Origin of the sequence: Serratia sp. 201, assembly GCF_037027545.1 — a bacterium.
Lineage (GTDB): Bacteria > Pseudomonadota > Gammaproteobacteria > Enterobacterales > Enterobacteriaceae > Serratia > Serratia bockelmannii.
In genome coordinates this window covers 171679-189950 of the sequence record NZ_JAXCHC010000006.1, presented here as the reverse complement: position 1 = coordinate 189950, position 18272 = coordinate 171679, and the positions used below count along the sequence as shown (strand labels likewise).

Annotated in this window: 18 protein-coding genes; 2 read left to right on the top strand and 16 right to left on the bottom strand. The window is 60.8% G+C overall.

Annotated elements, in window-relative coordinates:
* Nucleotides 1–6: 6 nt before the first annotated feature.
* The 10 genes from WA302_RS23970 to WA302_RS23925 form a co-directional block, all read right to left on the bottom strand.
* Nucleotides 7–606 (bottom strand): KpsF/GutQ family sugar-phosphate isomerase, encoded by a 600-nt coding sequence (locus WA302_RS23970; protein WP_025304612.1) that lies wholly within the window; start codon nt 604–606, stop codon nt 7–9.
* On the bottom strand, nt 606–2243 hold the full coding sequence (locus WA302_RS23965) for an FGGY-family carbohydrate kinase (RefSeq protein WP_038873847.1): 1638 nt from the start codon (nt 2241–2243) through the stop codon (nt 606–608). Before WA302_RS23965 ends, WA302_RS23970 begins: the two co-directional genes overlap by 1 nt.
* A gap of 10 nt (nt 2244–2253) precedes the next feature.
* Nucleotides 2254–3207 carry an ABC transporter permease gene (locus WA302_RS23960; protein ID WP_025304610.1) on the bottom strand — a complete coding sequence of 318 codons (954 nt, stop codon included), beginning with the start codon at nt 3205–3207 and terminating at the stop codon, nt 2254–2256.
* 1 nt (nt 3208) lies between these two features.
* A complete protein-coding gene (locus WA302_RS23955; protein WP_015379367.1) occupies nt 3209–4198 on the bottom strand; it encodes an ABC transporter permease in 990 nt (329 codons plus the stop codon).
* On the bottom strand, nt 4191–5690 hold the full coding sequence (locus WA302_RS23950) for a sugar ABC transporter ATP-binding protein (RefSeq protein WP_025304609.1): 1500 nt from the start codon (nt 5688–5690) through the stop codon (nt 4191–4193). The genes WA302_RS23955 and WA302_RS23950 overlap by 8 nt, the downstream gene beginning before the upstream one ends.
* A 105-nt stretch (nt 5691–5795) precedes the next feature.
* Nucleotides 5796–6782, bottom strand: a complete 987-nt coding sequence (locus WA302_RS23945; protein WP_025304608.1) for an autoinducer 2 ABC transporter substrate-binding protein — start codon at nt 6780–6782, stop codon at nt 5796–5798.
* Nucleotides 6783–7111: 329 nt separating this feature from the next.
* Nucleotides 7112–8455: an NADP-specific glutamate dehydrogenase gene (gene gdhA, locus WA302_RS23940; RefSeq protein WP_021505207.1), complete on the bottom strand. Its 1344-nt coding sequence runs from the start codon at nt 8453–8455 to the stop codon at nt 7112–7114.
* A gap of 199 nt (nt 8456–8654) precedes the next feature.
* The gene (gene uspA / locus WA302_RS23935; RefSeq protein ID WP_004930988.1) at nt 8655–9092 is read right to left on the bottom strand and encodes a universal stress protein UspA; all 438 of its coding nucleotides are present in this window, start codon (nt 9090–9092) and stop codon (nt 8655–8657) included.
* A gap of 267 nt (nt 9093–9359) precedes the next feature.
* Complete coding sequence (locus WA302_RS23930; protein WP_025304607.1) at nt 9360–10268, bottom strand: LysR family transcriptional regulator; 909 nt, start codon at nt 10266–10268, stop codon at nt 9360–9362.
* A gap of 103 nt (nt 10269–10371) precedes the next feature.
* The gene (locus tag WA302_RS23925; protein WP_099817024.1) at nt 10372–11145 is read right to left on the bottom strand and encodes an SDR family oxidoreductase; all 774 of its coding nucleotides are present in this window, start codon (nt 11143–11145) and stop codon (nt 10372–10374) included.
* A gap of 433 nt (nt 11146–11578) precedes the next feature.
* Here WA302_RS23925 and uspB point away from each other — a divergent pair, with 433 nt between their 5' ends.
* The gene (gene uspB, locus WA302_RS23920) at nt 11579–11914 is read left to right on the top strand and encodes a universal stress protein UspB (RefSeq protein ID WP_016930435.1); all 336 of its coding nucleotides are present in this window, start codon (nt 11579–11581) and stop codon (nt 11912–11914) included.
* A gap of 73 nt (nt 11915–11987) precedes the next feature.
* Here the strand turns inward: uspB and pitA are convergent, their stop codons facing one another.
* Nucleotides 11988–13490, bottom strand: coding sequence for an inorganic phosphate transporter PitA (gene pitA / locus WA302_RS23915; protein ID WP_025304605.1), 1503 nt, complete (start codon nt 13488–13490; stop codon nt 11988–11990).
* Between the two features lie 300 nt (nt 13491–13790).
* Between pitA and WA302_RS23910 the strand changes: the two genes are divergently transcribed.
* Nucleotides 13791–14990 (top strand): NAD(P)/FAD-dependent oxidoreductase, encoded by a 1200-nt coding sequence (locus tag WA302_RS23910; RefSeq protein WP_261456843.1) that lies wholly within the window; start codon nt 13791–13793, stop codon nt 14988–14990.
* A 17-nt stretch (nt 14991–15007) separates the two neighbouring features.
* On the opposite strand, the gene WA302_RS23905 is transcribed toward WA302_RS23910, so the two are convergent.
* The 5 genes from WA302_RS23905 to WA302_RS23885 all read right to left on the bottom strand — a co-directional run bounded on the left by WA302_RS23905 (nt 15008) and on the right by WA302_RS23885 (nt 18248).
* Complete coding sequence (locus tag WA302_RS23905; RefSeq protein ID WP_025304603.1) at nt 15008–15235, bottom strand: hypothetical protein; 228 nt, start codon at nt 15233–15235, stop codon at nt 15008–15010.
* Nucleotides 15236–15372: 137 nt separating this feature from the next.
* On the bottom strand, nt 15373–15789 hold the full coding sequence (locus WA302_RS23900; RefSeq protein WP_127146863.1) for a VOC family protein: 417 nt from the start codon (nt 15787–15789) through the stop codon (nt 15373–15375).
* A 144-nt stretch (nt 15790–15933) separates the two neighbouring features.
* Entirely contained in the window at nt 15934–16350 is a 417-nt protein-coding gene (locus WA302_RS23895; protein WP_025304601.1) for an SRPBCC family protein, read from the bottom strand.
* 36 nt (nt 16351–16386) lie between these two features.
* Complete coding sequence (locus WA302_RS23890; protein WP_043139048.1) at nt 16387–17184, bottom strand: SDR family NAD(P)-dependent oxidoreductase; 798 nt, start codon at nt 17182–17184, stop codon at nt 16387–16389.
* 53 nt (nt 17185–17237) lie between these two features.
* Nucleotides 17238–18248: an aldo/keto reductase gene (locus tag WA302_RS23885; protein WP_025304599.1), complete on the bottom strand. Its 1011-nt coding sequence runs from the start codon at nt 18246–18248 to the stop codon at nt 17238–17240.
* Between the last annotated feature and the right edge of the window lie 24 nt (nt 18249–18272).

The window sequence follows — 18272 nt, the reverse complement described above, 5'->3', positions numbered from 1 at the left end:
GGGCCCTCAGTTTTCCTCCCGCAAACTTTTCCCCACGCCGCCGCCCGGATGCACCGCCAGCAGGGTCTCCTTGTCGTAACCGCTGCGCGCCATCAGGCAGGCGCAGGCGGCGTCGAAGATCGCCAGCACCAGCACAATTGAGGTGGTGGCCAGCATGTTCAGCGGATCTATCTCCTTTTGCACCCCGGTGGCGATCGTCAGCTGCGCCGCCTGCGCGATGGCGGAGTGCGGGTTTTCCGTCACCGCGATCAGCGTCACCCCTTTGGCCTGCAGCGTCGGCAGCAGGCGGGTTAGCTCGTCGGAATTGCCGCCGCGCGAGATCAGGATCAGCAGATCGTCGGCGCGCAGAAAGCCCAGATCGCCGTGCGCCGCGCCGGTGGCGTCGAGGTAGATCGCCGGCCGTTCCACGCAGGCTAGCATGTGGGCTATCTTGCGCGCCGCAATCCCCGAGGTGCCGACGCCGGTGACGGCGATTTTACCGCGGCAGTCGGCCAGCAGCGCCAGCAGCCGTTGCCAGGTGCGCGCGTCGAGGCGCTCGCCCAGCTGCGCCAGCTCCTGGCTGTAGGTTTGCCAACCCTGCACGGCCTGCCGCCACTCCTGCTGCATCACGCCTCCTCCTGCATCAGCCGGCGGTATTTCATGTGGTCGTTGTACAGCTCATGGAACACCCGGTATTTGCGGTCGTAGTAGCTTTTTATCTGATTGGTCTGCGGCGTCACCGTCTTGCCGATGCGGCTCATGGCGCTCATCGCCTCCGGCAAGGTGTCGAACACGCCCGCCGCCACGGTGCCCATCATCGCACCGCCGAGCAGCATCGCTTCGCTTTCCTCCGGCAGCAGCATGGCGCAGCCGGTGGCGTTGGCGTGCTCCTGCACGAAGATCGGGTTCTTGGTGCCGCCGCCGCTGGCCATGATGGTGTCGATGCTGTAGCCGCTGTGGTTCATGGTTTCGATGATGTGGCGGGTGCCGAGCGCGATGGCCTGAATGGTGGCCAGGTAGTGCAGCGCCATATCCTCCGGCGTGCGCGACAGCTTCAGCCCGGTCAGGATGCCGGTCAGCGTCGGGTTGGCGCGCGGCGAGCGGTTGCCGTGGAAGTACGGCAGCATGTGAATGTCCTGCGTCAGGAAGGCGATATTCTCCGGCTCGCCGGCCATGCGGCGCAGAATGGCGTTCAGCACCTCATAGATGGTCTGCCCCTGGGTTTTCGCCTGCGCCAGCAGCTCCGGGTAGCACGGGTGCGACTGGATGACGTGGTCGATCAGCGCGCCGGTGGCAGACTGGCCGCCCTCGTTCAGCCAGTATTCCGGTAGGATCGCCGAGTAATACGGCCCCCAGACGCCGCCGATAAAGCGCGCGGTGCGCGACATCGCCATATGACCGGTGGAGGTGCCGCCGATCAGCGCGACGCGGCGGTTGAAGTCGGCCACCTCACCGGAGACGCCGGTGGCGCCCAGCGTGCCGAGGGTGCCGGCGTGGGCATCGATTATCGATACGCTCACCGCCGTGCCGGCGATCAGCCCCATCTCGCTGGCGGCGCGCTGAGTCAGGCCGTGGCCCAGCGGCTCGCCCATCATTTTAACGTCGCTGCCGATCTTGGCCGCGTCGTGTTCCAGCACGTCTTCCAGCCCGATCTGCTGGAAGTAGCTCTTGTCCCAACGCTGCTCGTGGCCGAGATAGGTCCACTTGCACACCGTCGAGCACAGCGAACGGGTGGCGTCCTGGGTGGCGCGCCAGGTGAGGAAGTCCGGCAGATCGAACAGGTAGCCGGCGTTGGCCCAGGTGGTGGGCATGTGCTGTTTCAGCCACAGCAGTTTCGGCGTCTGCATCTCCGGCGAGATAATGCCGCCGACGAAGTCCAGCACCCGGTGTTTGGTGGCGTTGATGCGCTCGGCCTGGGCGATCGCCCGGTGATCCATCCACACGATGATGTTCTGTTCGGTGCGGCCGGAGGGGCTGACGGTCAGCGGCTTGCCCTCTTTATCCAGCACCACCAGCGAACAGGTGGCGTCGAAGCCCAACCCCTTGACCTGGATCGGGTTGATGTCGGCCTGGTTGACCGCGTCGCGCACCGCATTGCACACCGCCTGCCAGATGTTATCCGACGACTGCTCGACGAAATCCGCCTTCGGCCGGTACAGATCGATGGCCCGGCTGGCCTGGCCGACCATGCGGCCGTTGAGATCGAATACGCCTGCGCGCGCGCTTCCGGTGCCCACATCTACGCCAATAAAATAGCTTGCCATTATTTTCTCCTCAGGCTTTTCGATTCTGTAACGCGATAAACAGGATCAGCACGCCGCCCCACAGGGCCATGGTCAGGTAGCTGCTGACCCCCAGCAGATTGAGGCCGCTTTCCAACATTTGCAGCACGATCAGCGCCAGCACCAGCCCCAGAATACGGCCGAAACCGCCGTCCGGGTTAATGCCGCCCAGCACCGAGGCCAGAATGGTCACCAGCAGATAAGATTCGCCGTAGCCGGCCTTGGCCGAGTTGAACTTGGCCATCATCAGCAGGGCGGCGCCCCAGCCGAGCAGCGCCGACAGGATATACACCGCGATCTGCACCCGCGCGGTGTTCACGCCGCTGAAGCGGGTGGCCTGCTCGTTGGAGCCGATCAGGTACAGGCTGCGGCCCAGCGTGGTGTGCTCCAGCAGCAGCCACAGCCCGACCGCCACCAACAGAAACAGGATCAGTGCCACCGGCACACCGAGCACGGCGCCGTTGCCGAGAAATTGAATCGCCGCCGGGAAGCCGGAGATCACCGCGCCGTTGGACAGCAGGATATTCAGGCCGGTGATCAGGGTCATGGTGCCGAGCGAGGCGAGGATCGGCGAAACGCCGATCCAGGCCACCAGTACTCCGTTCAGTGCGCCGATCGCCACCGCCACCAGCAGGCCGGCCAGCAGCGCCAGCACCAGGAACAGCGGCTGGTCGGGATGGCTGACGATGATCGCCGCCATCACCAGCGAACAGGCGTTGGCGCCGGCGATGATCGACAGATTGATGCCGCCGGTCAGCATGGTGATGCCCATGCCGAGCGCCAGCAGGCCGAGGATCGGCAGCTGCGAGGCGATCGACTGGAAGTTGCCGAGGCTGAAGAAGCGCGATCCGAGCAGACCGGCGAACAGCAGCGCCACCGCGATGATGATCGCGCCCTGCAGACGAATGATCCGATCGCTTGGGATCAACCGAGTTAACTGCGTCATGTCAGATCTCCTTGAGCAGCTTGCGTTTTTCGTTCCAGGCGGTGGTGCTGATGCTGATCAAAATGATCGCGCCGCTGAACACCTGGTGCCAATAGGCCGAGACGCTGAGCAGCGTCAGCCCATTTTGCAGGAAGGCCAGCAGCACCACGCCGAGCAGGGTGCCGGTCAACGATCCGCGGCCGCCGCTCATGCTGGTGCCGCCCAGCACCACCGCCGCCAATACCGTCAGCTCGAAGCCGAGCAGCGAGTTGGGCGCCACCGACTGGGTGATCTGCGCCTGCACTACCGCCGCGACGCCGGCCAGAATGCCCATATAGCCGTAGACGCAGAAGTGCAGCCGCAGCAGGTTCAACCCCAGGCGCGACGCCGCGTCGCGGTTGCCGCCCATGGCGTAGATCTGGCGCCCCAGCCGGGTGCGGTTCATCAGCACGCCGGTGACGACGATGGTCGCCAGCAGGCACAGCAGCGGCAGCGTCAGGCCGTAGTCGTAACCGTCGGCGCCCTGGAACGAGAACCAGTTGATGCCGTTCATGAACCAGTCCGGGAAGCCGTACAGCCAGGTGCCGTTGGTGGCGTACACCAGCAGGCCGTAAAACAGGTTAAGGGTAGCGATGGTGATGATGATCGCCGGCACCTTCAGCCAGTACACCAGGAAACCGTTCACCAGCCCGAGCAGCAGGCCGACGCCGATCGCCAGGGCGAACGCCAGCGGGAAGCTGCCGCCGTGCTGGATCACCCAACTGGCCATCACATACTGGGCGATGGCGGTGACCGCCGGGAACGAAATGTCGATGCCGCCGGCGATCAGCACCACGAACAGCCCGCAGGCCAGAATGCCGAGAATGGCGTAGCTGGTGGCGACGTCGGTCAGGTTGCCGAGCGTCAGAAACTCATCGGTGCCGGCGCTTAGGCCGATCGCCAGCAGCAGCACCAACAGGCCGAGATAAAACTCGTGCCGCCCGGCCAGGCGGGCCAATAATGACTTATCCATTCACCACCTCGGCGATCTGTTGTTCGGTACTCTGGTGCGGCGCGAATTCGGCGATCAGTTCGCCCTTGCGCATCACCATCACCCGATGGCTGTTGTAATAGGCTTCCGGGATCTCGTCGCAGATCATCAGCACCGCCATGCCTAGCTGCGCCAGATCGCGAGCGATCTGGTAGATCCCCTCTTTGTTGGCAATGTCCACGCCGACGGTAGGCGAGTCGAGGATCAGGATCTTCGGCTGGGTCGCCACCCATTTGGCGATGGCGATACGTTGGGCGTTGCCGCCGGACAGGGTTTTCACCGGCAATGCGCTGTCGGACACCTTGATGTTCAAATCACGGATCAGCCGGTTGACCAGCTCGGTCGCCTTGGCGTGATCCAGCAGCCCGAGCGAGGTATGCAGCCGATCGAAGACGGTGACGATGGTGTTGTCGTAGATCGATTGCTCCATGATCAACCCCTGCGTCAGGCGATCTTCCGACACATAGCCGATGCCGTGGCGCACCGCTTCGCGGTTGTTGTGCAGCTGCACCGTGCGGCCCTCGATGCGGATCTCGCCGCTGTCCGGCCGCGTCATGCCGAACAGGCTGAGGCACAGTTCGGTGCGGCCGGCGCCGAGCAGGCCGACGATCGAGACGATCTCGCCGCCGCGCAGCGCCAGATTGACGTTGCGGTATTTTTCGCCGCGGCTGAGGTTGCGCACCTCGAGCAGCGGCGCTTGTTCAGCCGGCGGCAGCGGCGGCAGCGGGCTGTAATGGAAGCGTTGGCCGGTCATCAGGAACGCCAGTTCATGGCTGTCCAGTTCGCTGGCCGGCCAGGTGCCCACCAGCTTGCCGTCGCGCATTACGCTGATGCGATCGGCGACTTCCATCACTTCGTCCAATCTGTGGCTGACGAACACCACGCAGATGCCGGCCGCCTTCAGTTCGTTAACCACCCGCAGCAGGCCGTCGACTTCCTGGCGGGTCAGCGAGGCGGTCGGTTCGTCCATGATAACCAACCGCGCTTCGGCGGCGATGGCGCGGCAAATCGCCACCAGCTGCCGATCGGCGATCGACAATTTTTCCACCTTTTTATCGGGATCGATGTGTACGCCGACCCGTGCCATGGCGTCCAGCGCCGTCTGGCGCATCACCCGCTTGCGCACCCAGAAGTGGCCGCCGGGCAGGTAACGGTGGATAGCGATGTTTTCCGCCACCGTCAGGTTAGGGAACAGCGACAGGTCCTGGTAGATCACCTGTATGCCGTAATAACCGGACAGCTGCGGCGTCAGGGCGTGGAAGAGTTTGCCTTCCAGCGAAATGTTGGCGCCTTTTTCCGGCTGATAGACGCCGGAGATGATTTTAATAATGGTGCTTTTGCCGCAGCCGTTTTGCCCGGCCAGGCAGTGCACTTCGCCTTTATTCAGCGTCAGGTTGATCTGGTCTAATGCCAGCACGCCTGGGAATCGCTTGCTGATATTCTCCAGGGTGATAAATGCGGGGGAGGCTGTCATAACGTTAACCTGTGCTTGCGTAGCGGCCGAAGCCCTGGGCGCAGCAACGCTGCGCCCCTACGAGGGTTTAACTTCTTTCCCGGTGTGGCGAAATTACGCGAAAAATCAGAATCCGAGCGATTTGGCGTTGTCTTTGGTCACTTCCAAAATCTTATTAAACCGAATCACTTTGTGTTCCATATCGACGTCGGCCTTACCGAGGCCCTCGATCGACAGGTCCTTATTCACTTCCTTGCCCTGCAACAGCTGGTCGGCCACCGTCACCAGCGCATAACCGGCGTCTTTCGGATCCCACAGCAGCGCTTTCTTGATGTCGCCGCGCATCAGGTAAGGGGCGGCCTGCGCCGGCATGGCGATGCCCACCACTGCGATTTTGTCCTTGGCGCGTTTCTTGGCCACCGCCTGGCCGGCGCCGATCGGGCCGAGCGAACCGAAGCCGATGATGCCCTTCATCTGCGGATAGGTTTTCATCAGATCCAGCGTGGTGGCGTAGGATTTGTCGATGCTTTCCGCCACCGGCAAGCGCGAGGTGACTTCAAACATGTCCGGGTATTTTTCTTTCTGGTATTTGATGGCGAAGTCGGCCCAGGCGTTGTGCAGCGGCACGGTCAGCGAACCGACGTAGATCGCATAGCCGCCTTTGCCGCCCATGTCTTTCGCCAGCTCATCGACGTTGGCCTGCGCGTATTTCTCGCTGTCGATGGTCTCGATGTCCCACTGGCCGATCTGCTGGTCCGGGGATTCATGGGTCAGCACCACGATGCCTTTGTCGCGCGCTTTTTTCAGCACCGGTTCCAGCACCTTGGCGTCGTTCGGCACCACGATGATGGCGTTGACGTTCTTGGCGATCAGATCCTCAATCACCTTGACCTGCGCGGCCGGATCCGGCGTAGAAGGGCCGGTCTGGTAGGCGTTGACGTCGAGTTTTTTCGCCGCTTCGTTGACGCCCACTTCCATGCGGTTGAACCACGGGATGCCGGTCACTTTGGCGACTACGGCAATCTCATACTTATCAGCGGCGAACACAGGTGTTGTCGATAACATGCACGCAGAAACCACACATGCATTTAATAATGCGAGGTTAAATTTCATTAGCTGTACCTTTTTTTATCTGTAGGGGTGGCGGTTTTTCCACCGCTGCAGATTACAAAGGAATGGAAGAGGGGGCGTAGCTGAAGTTAATGAAATGTGATCTGCGCACATTTAAGTAAAATATTGGCGTATTTAGTGTTAAATAAATGTTTAATTATCTGGTGGTGGTAAATTTACTACCAATTAAATGGTAGTAAATAACTATTTATTAACTTTTATTTAACTAGGTTGCATCATTCTGATGGCGTGAAGGCATAAAATAATGCCGGCGCAGAGGCCGGCATTGAAGCATTTAATCGATGTGTGAACAAGATCACCTTTACGACGGATTACAGCACGCCTTGGGCCAGCATCGCCTCCGCGACCTTGACGAAACCGGCGATATTCGCGCCGTGTACATAGTGGGTTTGCTTGCCCTCGCCGCCGTATTCCACGCAGGCATGGTGAATATCCGCCATGATATGTTGTAAACGTACATCCACTTTTTCCGCCCGCCAGCCGATGCGCGCGGCGTTTTGCGCCATCTCCAGCCCCGACGTGGCCACGCCGCCGGCGTTGGCCGCCTTGCCGGGTGCGAACAGCACCCCGGCGTCGAGGAAGGCGTCGGTGGCCTGGATGGTGGTCGGCATGTTGGCGCCTTCCGCCACCGCCTTCACCCCGTTGCGGATCAGCGTCTGCGCCGCCTCGAGATCCAGTTCGTTCTGGGTGGCGCACGGCAGGGCGATATCCACCGGCACGTTCCACGGCTGCTGGCCCGCCAGATAGGTCAGGCCGCGTTCGCGGGCGTAGTCCGCCACCCGGCCGTAACGCTGGTTTTTGATCTCCGCCAGGTGTGCCAGCTTCTCGGTAGTGAAGCCGTCTTCGTCCACCAGGGTGCCGCCGGAATCCGATACGGTGATCACGCGCGCGTCCAGCTCCAGCGCTTTTTCGATGGTGTACTGCGCCACGTTGCCGGAGCCGGACACCGCCACCCGCATGCCCTCAAAGCCCAGGCCGTGGCGCTGCAGCATGGCGTCGGTAAAGTACACCAGGCCGTAGCCGGTCGCCTCGGGGCGGATCAGGCTGCCGCCGAAGGAGAGCCCTTTGCCGGTAAATACGCAGGCGGTGTTGTTGGACAGTTTCTTCATCATGCCGGCCATAAAGCCGACTTCACGGCCGCCGACGCCGATGTCGCCGGCCGGCACGTCGGTGTCCGGCCCCAGATGGCGGTACAGCTCGGTCATCAGCGCCTGGCAGAAGCGCATGATCTCGCCCTGGCTTTTGCCCTTCGGATCGAAATCGGAGCCGCCTTTGCCGCCGCCCATCGGCAGGGTGGTCAGCGCATTCTTGAAGGTCTGCTCAAAGCCGAGGAACTTCAGGATCGACAGGTTTACCGATGGGTGGAAGCGCATGCCGCCCTTATAGGGGCCGATGGCCGAGTTGAACTGCACGCGGAAGGCGCGATTGACCTGCACCTGGCCGCGATCGTCCACCCAGCTGACGCGGAACTGAATGATACGCTCGGGCTCCACCAGGCGCTCCAGCAGCGCCTGTTCGCGATAGCGCGGGTTGCGCTCGATAAACGGCCACAGCGAGGTGAACACTTCGCGCACCGCCTGTAGATATTCCGGCTGGTGGGGGTTATGGCGTTGTAACGAGGACAGGAAAGACTCTACCGATACGGCATATTCCATGGATAACTCCTTTTCGCATTAAATTTCCCCCGCTATTTCTTATAGATTTGGGTGTCGATGATGCCCGGGGGAGGATGTTGTGTCTTTAGCGACTATATCATCGGAGGGCGGTTGATTATCAAGCGATTAATCGGCGTGGCGGCATGAAAAACGCCCGCAGGGCGCGGGCGTGGGGTAGTTAGGTTAGCAAGCGCTTACTTTATTCGTCTTCTTCGTCGCGCAGCGGCACGATCAGCATATCGATGTGCACGGTATTGATCAGCTGGCGAGCGGAAGACATCAGCTTGCTCCAGAAGTCCTGGTGGTGGCCGCACAGCACCAGGTCCATGTCGTATTTCTTGATGGCATCGACCAATACCTGCGCCAGATCGCCGCTGCCGCTCAGGGTCTCGGTGATCGGGTAGCCGGCGTTCTGCGACAGCTCGGTCAGCGCCTGATGGGTTTCCTCAGAGATGCGTTTTTGCATGTCGCCGAGATTGACGTCGATCAGGCCAGTATAGAGGTCGGAATAGTTGACATCGACGTGGATCAGAGAAACTTTAGCGTTGTACGGCCGCGCCATCGAGACGGCTTTTTCTACCAGGATCTTGCTTTCCGGGGATAGGTCCACCGCGATCAGTATGTGTTTGTAAGCCATAAGAATACTCCTTCCATAAACATGCCGATTAAAAAGGGTTAGCAGGCGTTCCGTTTACCCGCCTGGCGCTTTTGGTTCCATAGTATCATTCGGATAACGCAATGATATGTTGGGGCGATCACACTGCGCCGCATCGAAAATCTCTCCGCCCGATACCTTTCGTTGTACACCCGCGCGGCGTAAAAGCCTATGGGTTATGCGGGCTTTAACGGTCTGACCGCTTGAATTATAAGCGTTATTAAACAAAGTATAGCGCTAAATGTGCAATCAGCGCTCCAGATGCGGCTGCAGTAGGCTTTCAAACCACTCATGAAACACCGCCAGGCGGCGCGATCGCTGGCGGCGATGGGGGTAGATCAGGGCGATCGGCATGGAGGCGGCGCGGTAACCGGGCAGGACTTCCACCAGTTCACCGGCGTCGAGCAGGTGTTGCACGTCGTAGCGCGGGATTTGCATCAGCCCCAGCCCGGCGCGGCAGCAGGCGATATAGCTTTCGGCGTTGTTGACCACCACCCGGCTGGGCAGTTCGAGGCGTTGCGTATGGCCGTCGTCGGTCAGGTATTCCCAGGGGGATTCGCGGCCGGTTTTGGGCGAGGCGTAACCGATGCTCCAGTGCCCCTCAGCGAGGTCGGCGGGCTGGCGCGGATGGCCGAATTCGCTCAGGTAGGCGGGGCTGGCGCAGTTGATCAGCGCGATATGGCCGAGCGGGCGCATCACCAGGCTGCTGTCGTGCAGATCGCCGACGCGCACCGCGCAGTCGACCCCTTCCTGCACCAGATCGATGGCGCGATCGGCGGAGCCGAGCACCAGCTGCAGATGAGGGTGGCGCCGCAACAGGCTAGGCAGCGCCGGGGCGATCAACCGGCGAGCGATGCGGCTCGGCACGTCGACGCTGAGCCGCCCGGAGGCCTGCCGCTGGCTGGCCTGAAACGACTGATCGATGTCTTCCACCTCGGCCAGCAGCGGGCGCAGCCGCTCGAGCAGCTGTTCGCCGTCGGCGGTTAGGCGCACTTGCCGTGTGGTGCGGTGCAGCAGGCGCACGCCCAGCTGTGTTTCCAGTTGTTGCACGGCGGCGGACACCGAGGCGCGCGGCACCTCCAGCGCGTGGGCCGCCCGGATAAAGCTGCCCATTTCCGCCACCTGCACGAATACGCGGTATTGATTGAATCTGTCCATCTCGTGACCTGCTGTTCCGTGGCGCCGTTTCTGACAGAGAGTGTAGCCGTATGACGCGGTTGCGCGCGAGCAGGTGCGGGGGCATCTCCGCCCCCCGTCGAACTTATTTGGTGGTGTAGCCGCCGTTGATCAGGATGGTTTGGCCGGTTACCCACCAGCCGTCGCTGACCAGATGGCGGATGAACGGCACCACGTCTTCGATATCGGTCAGGCCGGTTTTGCTGAACGGCGACAGCGCCGCCGCCGTCTTGTGGTAGGCCACGGCGTCCGCACCCTCAGCCGGGTAGAAGAACGGGGTGTCCATCGGGCCGGGGCCGACCGCCGTCACGGAGATGCCACGCTCGCCGAACTCCTTGGCGGCGGCGCGGGTGAAGTGCTCCACCGGCGCTTTGGTGCCGGCGTAAGCGGCGTAAAACGGCGTGAAGGCGCCGAGCAGCGAGGTGACCAGCGTGCAGATTTTACCGTTGTCGTTAAGGTGCTTGCCCGCCTCTTTCAGGAAGAAGAACGCGGTTTTGGCGTTGACCGCGGTCATCTCGTCGTACTCGGCTTCGCTGATGTCGACCATCGGCTTTTTCAGCACCTTGCCGACGGTATTGATGGCGATATCCGGCTTGCCGACGGCGGCGACCGCATCGGCGAACAGCTTCTCGACTGCGCCCGCGGTGGTCAGATCGGCCTGCAGCGCGACGCCTTGCGCACCGGCGGCCTGAATGGCGGCGACGGTTTTCTCCGCTTCGGCTTTGGAGGCGGAGCTGTTGTAGTGGATCACCACCGCTTTGGCGCCTTGCTCAGCCAAATCGCGCGCGATCAGCCCGCCGAGGTTCTTGGCGCCGCCGGCGATGAGGACGGTTTTTCCCTTGATTGAATGGTTTGCCATAACAGTTTCCTTGGATGAACGTAACGGAAACCTGAGTCTAGCCAGCGTGGGAGGAAAGATCAGCGGCGTGGCGCGGGATAGACTATCCATAAAAACCGCCTAATCGAAAACGGGCGGTTATCGCTTATAACGTCCCGGCAGGTGACTTTTCGGCACAGGGCGGTAAATTTTATCCACTGCTCAGGCCAGTTTGCGTTTCATTAACCTACAATGATGGATATGGGCCTCATCATTTCCCCTCTGAGTGGAACCACGCCGTGCAAATCTCTCTGTGCGGTGCGGTAACGTCTCCGGAGGCGGTGGGTTATGGGCATGGCCCGTGCAGGCAAAAAAGGGGATGAGAGCGGTAAGCTCCAGCAGAGTATCGGGTAATGAGGTAGGGCGGTTGGACCCGGCGGAAGGCCGCGGATAACAACGCCTTGAGGGGGTAATCATGATCAGTACCGTCGCGCTGTTTTGGGCCTTATGTGTGGTGTGTGTGGTAAACATGGTGCGGTATTACTCTTCTCTGCGCGCGTTGCTGGTGGTATTGCGCGGCTGTGACCCGTTGCTGTACCAGTACGTCGACGGCGGCGGTTTTTTCACCGCCCACGGGCAACCCAGCAAGCAGCTGAGGCTGGTGCGCTATATCTTCGCGCAGCGCTATGTCGAGCATCACGATCCGGAGTTTATCCGCCGCTGCGAGCGGGTGCGCGGGCAGTTTATGCTGACCTCGGCCCTGTGCGGCCTGGTGGTCATCAGCCTGATAGCGCTGATGATCTGGTATTAATGCCTTTCTGTTTCCCTTGATGCAGGCAAAAAAAAGGCGGCCCTGGGGCCGCCTTCCTCATGATGCTTATCGCTTAGATCAGCTTCAACGCAACCCAATACAGCGCACCGGAAAGCAGAATCGAGATTGGCAGGGTCAGTACCCAGGCCAACAGGATGTTCTTCACGGTTTTGCTCTGCACGCCGCCGCCGTCCACGATCATCGTCCCGGCAACCGCCGAAGAGAGGACGTGGGTGGTGGAGACCGGCATGCCGGTATAACTCGCCACGCCGATAGACAGCGCCGCGGTCATCTGGGCCGATACGCCCTGGGCGTAGGTCATGCCTTTCTTGCCGATCTTCTCGCCGATGGTGGTGGCCACGCGTTTCCAACCCACCATGGTACCGAGCGACAGCGCCAGCGCGACGGCGACGATGATCCACATCGGCGCGTACTCGACGGTCTGCAGCAGATCCTGACGCAGGTTCTTCAGGAAACGCTGGTCGGCGGATGAGGTTTCCGGCAGCTTGGCGACTTTATCCGCCGTGTCGGTCACGCACATCAGCAGGCGGCGCAGGTGGCTGCGCTGGTCAACCGTCAGCTGATCGTAGCTTTGCAGGTTGGTCAGCATGCCCTGAGCCAGCTCGATCGCCGGCATGGCGCGCGAACTGTCGCAGTGGAACTCGGCAGGCTTGCCAGGCGCGGCTTCGTCATCCGGGCTTGGCACCAGCGGCGTCAGCGACACCGCATGCGACAGCGCGTCGCCGTGCTGCTGGTAATATTGCTGCAGGTGGGTCACGGCATCACGCGTACGGGTGATGTCATAACCGGTTGCATTCATATTGACCACGAAGCCAGCCGGCGCAACGCCGATCAGCACCAGCATGATAAGGCCGATACCTTTCTGGCCGTCGTTGGCGCCGTGCGAGAAGCTGACGCCAATCGCCGACAGGATCAGCGCGATACGGGTCCAGAACGGCGGCTTGCGTTTGCCGTCGACCTTTTCACGTTCCGCAGGGGTCATGTGGATACGCTGGCGTTTCTTGGTGCCACTCCAATAGCGGCGCAAGGCGAACACCATCACTCCCGCTACCATCATGCCGACCAGCGGCGAGAACAGCAGAGAAAGGAAAATGCCAATCATTTTCGGGACGTTAAGCGCATCCACGACCGAGGTGTGGGTCATCAGGGCGTTGGTTAAACCGACACCGATGATTGCGCCTATCAGCGTATGGGAACTGGAGGCCGGCAAACCGAAATACCAGGTGCCGAGGTTCCAGATGATTGCCGCCAGCAGCATGGAGAAGACCATGGCTAATCCGTGTGCTGAACTGACGTTCAACAACAGATCGGTAGGCAGCAAGTGGACGATGGCGTAAGCAACACTCAAACCGCCGAGCATTACGCCAAGAAAGTTGAACAAACCTGCCATCACGACCGCAAGTTGCGAGCGCATGGCGCGGGTATAAATAACTGTAGCGACCGCATTGGCCGTATCATGAAAACCGTTGATGGCTTCATAAAACAACACGAACAACAATGCGAGAATTAACATCAGGCCGGTATGGAAATCCAGGCCAGCGAACAAATGCAGCATAAGCGTTACGCCAGTTTGTGGACATGAACGCCGCGCATTATCAGTGACAACCGGGGCCGGGGAAAAGGAAAATATGACGTTTTTTTGATTTGGACATGACGAAACGATGACGCGCCTATAACAAAAATATGGAATATCAACGCGTTAATCTGCTCTGACCTCTGTAATATTTTCTTACTATGGCGTTGGCGCCGCCGGGGCTTTACAATCTGCCGCCGTGAATTTGGCGGTGACCGGCGGCGAAACGGCGTAATATGGCGCTCTTTTGTCGCGATTGTGGTTTTGATAAGTGAGGCTCAGGTGGAACAGTTTGATGTCGTAGTGATTGGGGCGGGCGCCGCCGGCATGTTTTGCGCCGCGCAGGCGGGGCAACTCGGTTGCCGCGTATTGCTGCTCGACAACGGCAAAAAACCGGGCCGCAAGATCCTGATGTCCGGCGGTGGGCGCTGCAACTTCACCAACATGTACGCCGAACCGGCGGCCTATCTGTCGAACAACCCGCACTTCTGCAAGTCGGCGCTGGCGCGCTACACCCAGTGGGACTTCATCGGTCTGATCAACCGTTACGGCATCGCCTACCATGAAAAAACGCTGGGGCAGCTGTTCTGCGACGATTCGGCGCAGCAGGTGGTGGATCTGCTGGTCAAAGAGTGCGAGCTGGGCCAGGTGACGATGCGCCTGCGCAGCGAAGTGCTGGGCGTGGAAAAAACCGAGAATGGCTACGCACTGGCGCTGAATGGTGAAAAAGTGAGCGCTCGCTCACTTGTGGTGGCCAGCGGCGGATTATCCATGCCGGGGTTGGGCGCGTCGCCGTTCGGTTACAAACTGGCTGAGCAGTTCGGCCTTAAGGTGCTGCCGACGCGCGCCGGGCTGGTGCCGTTTACCCTGCATAAACCGCTGTTGGAGCATGTACAGACGCTGTCCGGCGTCTCGGTGCCGGCGGTGATCACCGCCGAGAACGGCGTCAGCTTCCGTGAAAGCATTCTGTTTACCCATCGCGGCCTGTCCGGCCCGGCGGTGCTGCAGCTGTCCAGCTACTGGCAACCGGGTGAGTATGTGAGCGTTAACTTACTTCCCGAGCTGGATCTGGCGGGCTTCCTGGATGAACAACGCTTGCAGCACCCGAACCAAAGCCTGAAAAATACCCTGGCGCTGCACTTGCCGAAGCGGCTGGTGGAGTGCTTGCAGACCCTGGGACAATTGCCGGAGGCGACGCTGAAGCAGCTGAATGCGCCGCAGCAGGCGGCGCTGGTGGATCTGTTGCAGAACTGGCGCGTGCAGCCGAACGGCACCGAAGGCTACCGCACGGCGGAAGTGACGCTCGGCGGCGTCGACACCAACGAACTTTCTTCCAAGACGATGGAAGCCCACAAGGCGCCGGGGCTCTACTTTATCGGCGAAGTGGTGGACGTGACCGGGTGGTTGGGCGGTTACAACTTCCAGTGGGCCTGGAGCTCGGCCTGGGCCTGCGCCCAGGCGCTGGCAGCGCAGGGGCGTTAACGTTCAGCAGTGACGGGTTAGGCCGATTTTTTTGGCATAAAACGCAGACACAACCCCGCGACAGCTGCATAAAGCATTAGCAGGCAGGTTGTCGAAAGCGCTTGCGGATCGCCGAGACCCCATTCATTAGACTTGTGAACCATTTCCAACGCCATGTCCGGTGTCAGCAGCAGCCGAGAGGGAATGATGTTCGGCAAGACAGCGAATACCAGGACAAAAATCACCGAGGCGATCGGTTTTCTCATATGGGGCAGCGCCTCTCATAGCCAATGACATTGATAGAACCATAAGCTAGCAGCTTATTGTTGGTGCGTGGAACACCTACCCGTGGCGTTCAAACAGATGGGGCCGATAAGGCTCCATTATCTATGGCCCGTTAATCTCATCCCGCCGGCCCTTTCAATTCCACGCGATTACCGTCCGGATCGCTGAAATAAATGGACGGCCCGTCGCCTTCCGCCCCATAGCGCGATTCGGCGGGATCAACGCCGATCCCCTGCGATCGCAGATAGGTCAACAACGCCTCTTCGTTGAACGGATCGATGCGCAGGCAGACGTGATCGACATTTTGCCTATGAGGATCGGGCGCTTCGCCGCCTTTTTTCCCCAGCACGCCGTTGGCGTCCACCAGGTCGATCATGGAGGCACCGGCGCGCAGGTGCACCAGCCCCAAATCCGGTCGCTGTTTGGCGATATCACAGCCGACGATCTGGGTATAAAAACGCAGGCTGTTCTGCATATCGCGCACGCGCAGAACCACATGATCCAGCCGTTGCAAGTTGAAGGGGCGCACGGTCATCTCCTCAAACGAACATCTCCTTTACAGCATAAGCGGCGATGACGGATTTATCCTGCTGCGCGGCGTTCCCGTTCGTGCGCCCAAACCCCAAAAAAAACGGCCGATGGGTGCAGCCATCGACCGTGGGGCTTAAGCGTTCAAGCGTTAACGAGGGAAGTTGTCGCTCAGCGCATCCAGGCCGCCCTGGTAGATGCCGCTGAACAGGGCGATGGCCTCGTCGTCGCTGATGTTGACCGGCGTGAAGCTGCCCGACCATTCCACGCGCGCCACGTTGGCGTCGTCGGTGGCGTGCACTGACAGGGTGGACAGGTAATTCACCACCGGGAACGGCGCTTGCATGATGGAGTAGCTGTAGCTGCGTTGACGGTTGTCGAACGCTTCCAGCCGCTCGATGACGGTGCCGCCGTCGGCGGTGGTTAAGGTACGCACGCGGCCGCCTTCAGAAACGACGCTTTTCGGGATGAACGGCAGCCAGTCAGGCAGGGCGTCGAAGCCGCCGATCAGTTGCCATACGGTGTCGGCAGATGCCGGGATGTCCATAGAGACGGATGTAGTAGCCATTTTCTTTCTCTCTTAATATCGGTTTCGGGTACAGGGTTACATTGCCAGCGTATCTACGACGCCGCCGTCAACGCGCAGCGCCGCGCCGGTGGTGGCCGAAGACAGCGGAGACGCGAGGTAAACGGCCAGGTTGGCCACTTCATCGACGTCCGCCGCGCGCTGAATGATGGAGCTTGGGCGTTCGGTTTTAACGAACTCGTCGGCCTGATCGCGTGCGCTGCGCCCGGATTTGGCCGCCGCATCCGCCAGCATTTCTTGCAGGCCTTCGGTAAAGGTTGGCCCCGGCAGGATGGCGTTGACCGTCACACCGGTGCCGGCGAGGCGTTTCGCCAGGCCGTGAGACACCGCCAGGTTGGCGCTTTTGGTGACGCCGTAGTTGATCATGTCCGCCGGGATGGCGACGCCGGATTCGGACGACACGAAAATAATGCGTCCCCATCCCTGCTCGGTCATGCTCTGCGCATAGTGGCGCGCCAGACGCACGCCCGAGAGGACGTTGACGTTATAGAAGTGCATCCACTCGCTGTCGGGCACGGTAAAGAAGTCTTTATCGTTGAAAATGCCCAGGTTGTTGATCAGCACGTCGGCTTTCGGTTCCGCGGCGAACAGGGTAGCAGCCCCTTGTTCCGTCCCGAGATCCGCGACCACGCCGCGCACCTGCGCGCCGGGCACGTTGGCGCTGATGTCGGCGATAGCGTTATCGACCCCGGTTTTCTGACGGCCGACGATCACGACGGTGGCGCCCGTTTTGGCGAGCCCGCGCGCGATGCCGAGGCCGATGCCGGAGGTGGAGCCGCTGACGACGGCGACTTTGCCTGATAGATCCAGTTTCATCATGTATCTCATCGAGTTAATGGGGGTAATGGGGCCATGCGGCCCCATAAAACTTAACGAATCGGCAGCGGCGCGTTGTCGGCCACCAGTTTCTGACGGCGCATTTCGGCCCAGAATTCAGCCGGGATAACGGCGTCCAGCGCAGCCAGATCTTCGGCCATGCGGCCAGGGCGGCTCGAACCGGGGATCACGGCGGCGACCGCCGGGTTAGCCAGCGAGAACTGCAGCGCGGCGGCTTTGACGTCGACCTGGAAGCGAGCGGCGATCGCTTTGATTTGCGCTACCTTTGCCAGCACCGCCGGGGACGCTTTCTGGTATTCGTAGTGCTCGCCACCGGCCAGCACGCCGGAGTTGTAAGGGCCGCCGACGACAATGTCGACGTTGCTCGCCAGGGCTTCCGGCATCAAACGCTGCAGCGCGCGTTCATGATCCAGCAGGCTGTAACGGCCGGCCAGCAGGAAGGCGTCCGGCTGCGTTTCGCTCAGGCCCAGCGCCAATTCGCAAGGCTCGACGCGGTTGACGCCGAGGCCCCAGGCCTTGATCACCCCTTCTTCACGCAGACGGGTCAGCGCGCGGAAAGCGCCGGTGCGAGCGATGTTGAACTGCTCAATCCAGTTGTCGCCGTAAAAGTCCTGGGCCGGATCGTGGATCCAGACGATGTCCAGACGGTCGGTTTTCAGGCGCTTCAGGCTGTCTTCAATGGAACGCAGCGTGGCGTCGGCGGAGTAGTCGTTGACGATCTTGTTCTTCAAACCGTGTTCGAACAAACCGCCTTTCTCACCCAGATCGCGGGCGGAGGTGTCTTCTTCTTCGTCCAGCATGATGCGGCCCACTTTGGTGCTCAGCACATACTCGTCGCGTGGGTATTGCGACAGCACTTCACCCATGCGGATTTCCGACAGGCCGGAACCGTAGAGCGGTGCGGTGTCGAAGTAGCGGATGCCCAGATCCCAGGCGCCGCTGACGGTGGCTTGCACGTCCTCTTGCGGGATGTTGCGGAACATATTGCCGAGCGGCGCGCCGCCCAAACCGATCTTGCCGGGTAAAATATTTTTGATGCTCATAGTCGATCCTCAATACGTTATCTT